Origin of the sequence: Rhodococcoides corynebacterioides NBRC 14404, from assembly GCF_001894765.1 — a bacterium.
GTDB lineage: Bacteria > Actinomycetota > Actinomycetes > Mycobacteriales > Mycobacteriaceae > Rhodococcoides > Rhodococcoides corynebacterioides.
In genome coordinates, this window is sequence record NZ_BCWV01000004.1 from 673,613 (window position 1) to 679,804 (window position 6,192).

At 69.8% G+C, this 6,192-nt stretch carries 7 protein-coding genes and 1 rRNA gene; 4 read left to right on the forward strand and 4 right to left on the reverse strand.

The genetic code is table 11. From position 1 onward, the window contains the following. Positions 1-49: 49 nt before the first annotated feature. On the forward strand, positions 50-520 hold the full coding sequence (mce, locus tag RC2_RS12440) for a methylmalonyl-CoA epimerase (RefSeq protein WP_068148422.1): 471 nt from the start codon (positions 50-52) through the stop codon (positions 518-520). 49 nt (positions 521-569) lie between these two features. Next, positions 570-1,583: a coiled-coil domain-containing protein gene (locus tag RC2_RS12445; protein WP_068148419.1), complete on the forward strand. Its 1,014-nt coding sequence runs from the start codon at positions 570-572 to the stop codon at positions 1,581-1,583. A 12-nt stretch (positions 1,584-1,595) separates the two neighbouring features. Here the strand turns inward: RC2_RS12445 and RC2_RS12450 are convergent, their stop codons facing one another. From RC2_RS12450 to RC2_RS12460, 3 genes are read right to left on the reverse strand one after another with little or no spacing between them, the layout of a single operon-like run. Further along, a complete protein-coding gene (locus RC2_RS12450; protein WP_068148416.1) occupies positions 1,596-1,895 on the reverse strand; it encodes an Rv1322 family protein in 300 nt (99 codons plus the stop codon). Between the two features lie 24 nt (positions 1,896-1,919). After that, positions 1,920-2,624, reverse strand: coding sequence for an endonuclease NucS (gene nucS, locus RC2_RS12455; RefSeq protein WP_068148414.1), 705 nt, complete (start codon positions 2,622-2,624; stop codon positions 1,920-1,922). A gap of 9 nt (positions 2,625-2,633) precedes the next feature. Beyond that, positions 2,634-4,226: an adenylate/guanylate cyclase domain-containing protein gene (locus tag RC2_RS12460; protein WP_068148410.1), complete on the reverse strand. Its 1,593-nt coding sequence runs from the start codon at positions 4,224-4,226 to the stop codon at positions 2,634-2,636. A gap of 137 nt (positions 4,227-4,363) precedes the next feature. Here RC2_RS12460 and RC2_RS12465 point away from each other — a divergent pair, with 137 nt between their 5' ends. Then, the gene (locus RC2_RS12465) at positions 4,364-5,131 is read left to right on the forward strand and encodes a hypothetical protein (RefSeq protein WP_139277361.1); all 768 of its coding nucleotides are present in this window, start codon (positions 4,364-4,366) and stop codon (positions 5,129-5,131) included. 30 nt (positions 5,132-5,161) lie between these two features. Further along, positions 5,162-5,980 carry an Fpg/Nei family DNA glycosylase gene (locus RC2_RS12470; protein WP_068148405.1) on the forward strand — a complete coding sequence of 273 codons (819 nt, stop codon included), beginning with the start codon at positions 5,162-5,164 and terminating at the stop codon, positions 5,978-5,980. A 50-nt stretch (positions 5,981-6,030) separates the two neighbouring features. On the opposite strand, the gene rrf is transcribed toward RC2_RS12470, so the two are convergent. Further along, positions 6,031-6,148: ribosomal RNA gene (rrf, locus tag RC2_RS12475) — 5S ribosomal RNA — on the reverse strand. Positions 6,149-6,192 lie beyond the last annotated feature (44 nt).

Here is a 6,192-nt window from a genome sequence, read left to right on the forward strand (position 1 = left end):
GACACAGGACACCATCGTCCCCGGGTCGGAAAAGGTCTAACGTCAAACTATGAGCACCGCAGCCGCCGCCACACCCACGTCCGATGCCGTGGCCGCCGGCCTCGTGACCGCGATCGATCACGTCGGCGTGGCCGTGGCCGACCTCGACGAGGCCATCGACTTCTACGGGTCGCACTTCGGCCTCGAGGTCACCCACCGCGAGGTCAACGACAGCCAGGGCGTCGTCGAGGCCATGCTGGCCGTCCCCGGTGCCGACGCGGGCGCCGCCCAGATCCAGCTCCTCGCCCCGCTCGACGAGTCGTCGACCATCGCCAAGTTCCTCGACCGCAACGGCCCCGGCCTCCAGCAGTTGGCGTTCCGGGTCGCCGATGTCGAGGAGGTCGCGGACTTCCTCCGCGCCCGCGGCGCACGGTTGCTCTACGACACCCCGCGCCGCGGGACGGCCGACTCGCGCATCAACTTCGTGCACCCGAAGGACGCCGGCGGCGTGCTCGTGGAATTGGTCGAACCCGCTCGCTGACGGGCGTCCTGCCGCTCGATCGGCGGTCCCGGCCGGTAAGTTGTCGACCATGGCCCCCGACACCGCCTTCGGCAGCAATTCTCTACCGTTCAGCGTGGTCCGCAAGGGATACGACAAGGACGAGGTCCAGCGGTACTTCGAGCGTTTCGACGCCGAGTTGCGCGTCATCGCCACCGACCGCGACGCGGCCGCCGCGCAGGCCCGCGACCTGGCGGTACAGCTGGAGGACGCCCGGGACGAGATCGACGACCTCCGCAAGGACATCGATCGCCTGTCCGTTCCGCCCACCACCGCGGAGGGCATGAGCGACCGCATCTCGCGCATGCTTCGCCTGGCATCCGACGAGGCCTCCGAGGTGCGCGCCAAGGCCGAGGCCGACGCCGCGGAGATCGTTTCCATCGCCGAGCAGGACGCCACGCGTATGCGCGGCGAGTACGAAGGGCTCGTCGCGGAGCTGAAGGACCGACGCTCCGCACTCGAGACCGAGCACGAGCAGACCATGGCCGAGGCCCGCACCGAGGCCGCGCGCATCGTGGAGGCGGCGCAGGCGGAACGCGATCGACTGGACGCCGAGGCGGAGAAGAAGCGCAGCACGATCCAGGAGGACTTCGAGATCGCGATGGCCGATCGCCGCACCAAGGTGATGAAGGCCGTCGACGACCTCGAAGCCGACTCCAAGGCCGAGGCGGAGCGTCGCCTCGCCGACGCCACGGCGGAAGCCAAGCGGCGTCTGCAGGCCGCCACCGAACAGTCCGAGCGACGGATCGCCCACGCGAAGGAACTGGCCGAGGAACTGCGGGTCCTGCGGGGTCGCGTCCTCGCGCAACTGTTGGGTATTCGCGGTCAGCTGGACTCCGTGCCCGCCATGCTCGCGTCGGTCAACCGGGAGAGCGAGCTTCTGGACGCGCCCCTGGCACCGGACGACCTGGAGATCGACGAGTCGCTGGAGAACGTCGACCCGGCCACGGAGTCCTCGGAATCGGTGGGGGCCGCGGAGTCCTCGGGGTCCGCCGACACCGCGGCCGACGGCTCCACCCGCGACACCGCCGCCGCGCGTTCCTGACGCCGGCCGGGATCAGGACCAGCGCCGGGTGAGGCCGCGGGTCCGGCGGCCGGACCAGCACCCCGTGTGCCAGTGGCGACGATCGTCCGCACCGCCGGGGCGGTCCAGCGGCCACACCACGAGATGCGGAACACCCGGTGCGATCTCGTGGTCGCATCCGGGGCACCGGTAGGGCTTGACCGCGCGGGCACCCGGGATGGATCGGACCGCATAGTCCTCGTCACCGGGTCCCGCCTCGGTGCGTGCCGTCGCGCCGCCGAACGTCGGCGACACGTCGGGCCGGGTCGACCGACGGTGGTGGCGGCGGGGCATGACCCACAGCCTAGCGACCGGCGCTCAGAACAGCCGGAACTCGCTGGTCTCGACGCCGCGCAGGGCGTCGTAATCCAATGTGATGCAACGGATTCCACGGTCCGTGGCCAGCGTCTTCGCCTGCGGTTTGATCTGCTGCGCGGCGAACACCCCGTGCACCGGAGCGAGCAACGGGTCGCGATTGAGCAAGTCCAGGTAGCGCGTGAGCTGTTCGACGCCGTCGATGTCGCCGCGTCGCTTCACCTCGACGGCCACCGTGGCACCGTCGTCCGCCCGGCAGAGCAGGTCGACCGGACCGATGGCCGTCGGATACTCGCGTCGCACCAACGACCACCCGGCGCCCAGCGTGTGGACGTGTTCGGCCAGCAGTTCCTGCAGATGCGCCTCGACCCCGTCCTTGACCAGGCCGGGATCGACACCCAGATCGTGGCTGGTGTCGAGCTCGACCTCCTCGAGCGTGATGCGCAATTCCTCGCCCGCCTTGTTGGTCACCACCCACAGACGGCGGTCGGCAGGCACCAGGTCCTCGTCGGTGGTGGACGGATCCGGCACGCTTTCCTCGAGCCAACAGGGCGGGCTCATCCAGTTGAGGGGCTTGTAGGCACGGTCGTCGGCGTGCACGCTCACCGACCCGTCGGACTTGACCAGCAGCAGACGCTTGGCCCAGGGCAGATGGGCCGTCAGCCGTCCGACGTAGTCGACCTGACACCGAGCAATGACCAGACGCACCGGGCCACCCTATCGAGCGGACGCTTCGCGGCTCGCTGTCGACCCACCCTGCCGACGCGGCATCGCGAGGCGGGTCTCCTCCGCGCGTCCCCGCAGCGTCACGGAATCGCCGAAGCTCCACTCGTCCCCGTCGATGCTCGTCGCGTGCTCGACCGTCCGCGCCGACGCGACCAGGCGCCCGTCGGCACTCTTGGCCAGTTCGGACAGCCGCGCGGCCTCGTTGACCGGATCACCGATGACGGTGTACTCGAACCGTTCCTTCGCACCGATGTTGCCGGCGACGGCGCGGCCGGACGCGATGCCGATGGCCGCCGTGCAGTCGGGCACCTCGCGGTCGAGCCGGTCCATGATGGCTCGCGCGGACCGGAGCGCCGCGCCGCAGTGGTCGTCGAGCGCGCCGGGCGCGCCGAAGACCGCCAGCGCCGCATCGCCCTCGAACTTGTTGACGAAGCCCCGGTGACGATCGACCTCCTCGACGACGACGGCGAAGAAGCGGTTGAGCAGGTCGACGACCTGCTTGGGCGGCTGCGACGCGGCGAGCTCCGTCGACCCGACGAGGTCGATGAAGAACACGGCGACGTCTCGCTCCTCGCCCCCGAGTTCCGGATTCTTCGCCAGGGCCGCCTCGGCCACCTCCATGCCGACGTGACGCCCGAAGAGGTCGCGGATGCGATCGCGCTCGGACAGCCCCTCCGCCATCCGGTTGAATCCGCTCTGCAGTTCACCGAGCTCGGTGCCGTCGTAGACCTCGACGCGAACGTCCAGATCACCCCGCTCGACCTCGGCCATCGCGGAGCGCACGTTGTCGATCGGTGCGGTCGTCGCCAGACCTCCGAGCAACGAGAGCGCGAACCCGAACACCAGCGTGATGCCCCCGAGGGCGAGGATGGCCACGGCGAACTGCGTCGCCGAGGTGTCCTGCCGGATGAAGGACGCGATCGCGATGACCATCAGACCCGCGACCGGAACGCCGGTCCCGAGCAACCAGGTGAGAATCGATCGACCCATGACGCCCGCGATCCGGATGCGCCGCGGGTCGCCGTACTCGAGCGCGCGGGCCGCGGCCGGCCGCAGCGCGAACTCGGTGAGCAGGTAGCTGAACGCGCAGACGGTGGCACCGCCGAAGGCGATGGTGAACGCCACCTTGGGAATCGAGTTGGGGTCGATGATGCCGTCCGCCGTCGTCACCAGAACGAGGCCGACGATCCACAGTCCGATCTGCAGCCGGGTCAACCGCCACGGCATCGCCAGGGTCCGGCGTTGTTCCTTCGGTGTCGGGGGGCGGTCCTCGATCGCCCACCGCAGACCCTGCACGGTGCGTTTGGTCCCCCACCCGACCCCGATGAGGAAGGCCACCAGCAGGTAGGTCGGGATGAGGATGAAGTTCACCCACCAGTACTCCCGCGGCGTGACCACGTTCGGCCCGGGGACCACCACGCTGATGAGCGCTCCGACGATCACCGCGCCGATGGCGTTGGCGCCGAGCAGGAACACCGTCAGCAGTACCTGGACGCGGATTCGGCGGCGGCGCGGCGATTCGTCCGTATGGCCCAGCAACGGGCTGCCCAACGGGGAGATGGAGCGGCGGGGTCTCTGCGGCATGGTGGGGTGAGACTAACCCGAGTCGTTCACGACGGGGCCGGATGAGACCCGCGCGGCGGCGTTGCACGGAACCTCGGACGCCGTGACCTCCCGTTGTCGGACTCCGGTTGTCGGACCCCCGGGCCATGATTCGGGCCATGACCACGTCGCGCGTTCTGCTGACTCATGCGTCCGAGGGCGAGCCTGCTCTCGATCTCAGCTCGGGCGCCCTGTCGTTCGACCGGATGGCCTGGCACTTCCCGGCCGATCTGCGCGACGGCGACGTCGTCCTGCACGTCGCGCGTGGACGACGGACCGCGGTCGTCAGTGTGGCCACCGTCGTCCGGCGCTCGGGCGAGCCCGCCTACTACGCGCGAGAGGAGCTGCTCCGCCGTCCGATCACCGACACGATTCTGTGGCGGGCGACCGGTCGTGCCCTTCCGACCCGATCGGTGGTTCTGCACGACGGCGAGCGTTGGCTGGACGACATCGAGTGCCTGCGGTCCGACCCGGTGCCGTGGCCCGTTCTCGACGCGTCCGCGTGCAGCGATCCCTCCCGTGTCCAGCGCGCGATCGCTCGGGACGACGGAAACGCTGCGACCGGCCGGTGCGCGTGCTGTCGGCGCGGCCTGCGGATCGCACATCCCCATCTCGGCGGTGCCGATCCGTCCTTCGTGTGCGACCGCTGCCACGACACGCTGCACCATCCGTTCGGACCGACCGTCGACGCGCTCGCCGCCCACCACGCACCCGTGTGCCCGCTCTGCGGGAGCCGCGACGTGGTCGAGATCCTGTACGGGATGCCTCCGTATCCACCGCCGGACGGCGTTCCGCTCGGCGGTTGCGTCCTCGACCCCGACGGCCCCGACCTGGCCTGCCGCGCGTGCGACCACTGGTTCCGGTCGCATCCGCTCGACCGGGCGTAGGAGAAGACCCCTCCGGGGTACTCCCGCCCCATGCCGGAGCTGCCCGAAGTCGAGAACGCGCGTCAGGTCGTCGAGAAAGCACTGCATCGCGTCGTCACCGACGTCGACGACCGCGACGAGTTCGAGTGCCGCCCGCACCTGCCCGGAGACATCGCCGGCGCGCTGAGGGGCGGGCAACTCGTGGCCGCCCATCGGCGCGGCAAGGCCATGTGGTGCGACACGATCGACGCCGAGGGGACCGAGGGGCCCACCCTCGGCATCCACCTCGGTATGGGCGGCCGCATCATCGTGACCGCGCCCGACGGCGAGCAGACCTCCCGCTACGGCGGCGGTGATCCGCACGTGGGCGAGCGTGACACCGACAAGCCCGAATGGACGCGCTTCTCCCTGACCTTCGAGGACGGGGGCCAACTACGGCTGTTCGACAAGCGGCGGCTGGGTCGTGTTCGGCTCGACCCCGACGTCGATTCACTCGGACCCGATGCCGCAGAGATCGGACGTGAGGAGTTCCGGGAGCGGATCCAGGCCAGCTCCGCACCGATCAAGGCGCGACTGTTGGATCAGTCCGTGGTGGCCGGGATCGGCAACCTGCTGGCGGACGAGGTGTTGTGGCGTGCCGGCGTGTCCCCGTCGCGGCGATCGAAGACCCTCGACGACGACACCGTCGACGAGCTCCGTGTGGTACTGCGCCGCGCGATCCGGTCCGCGATCGCGAAGGGCGGCGTACACACCGGTGACATCATCCCGTTCCGGAAGTCCGATGCCCTGTGCCCCCGTTGCGGGGCGCCGATGGCGCGCGGAACGGTCGGCGGCCGCACCACCTGGTGGTGTTCGAACGAACAGGCCTGAAACGCACGACACCCCCCGACCGTGTGGTCGGGGGGTGTTGTGGAATGGTTGTTCGGCGGTGTCCTACTCTCCCACACCCTGTCGGGTGCAGTACCATCGGCGCTGGAGGGCTTAGCTTCCGGGTTCGGAATGGGTCCGGGCGTTTCCCGCTCCGCTATGGCCGCCGTAACTCTGTGAAACTGTCACACGTGTGGAACACGGTGTGTTGTTTC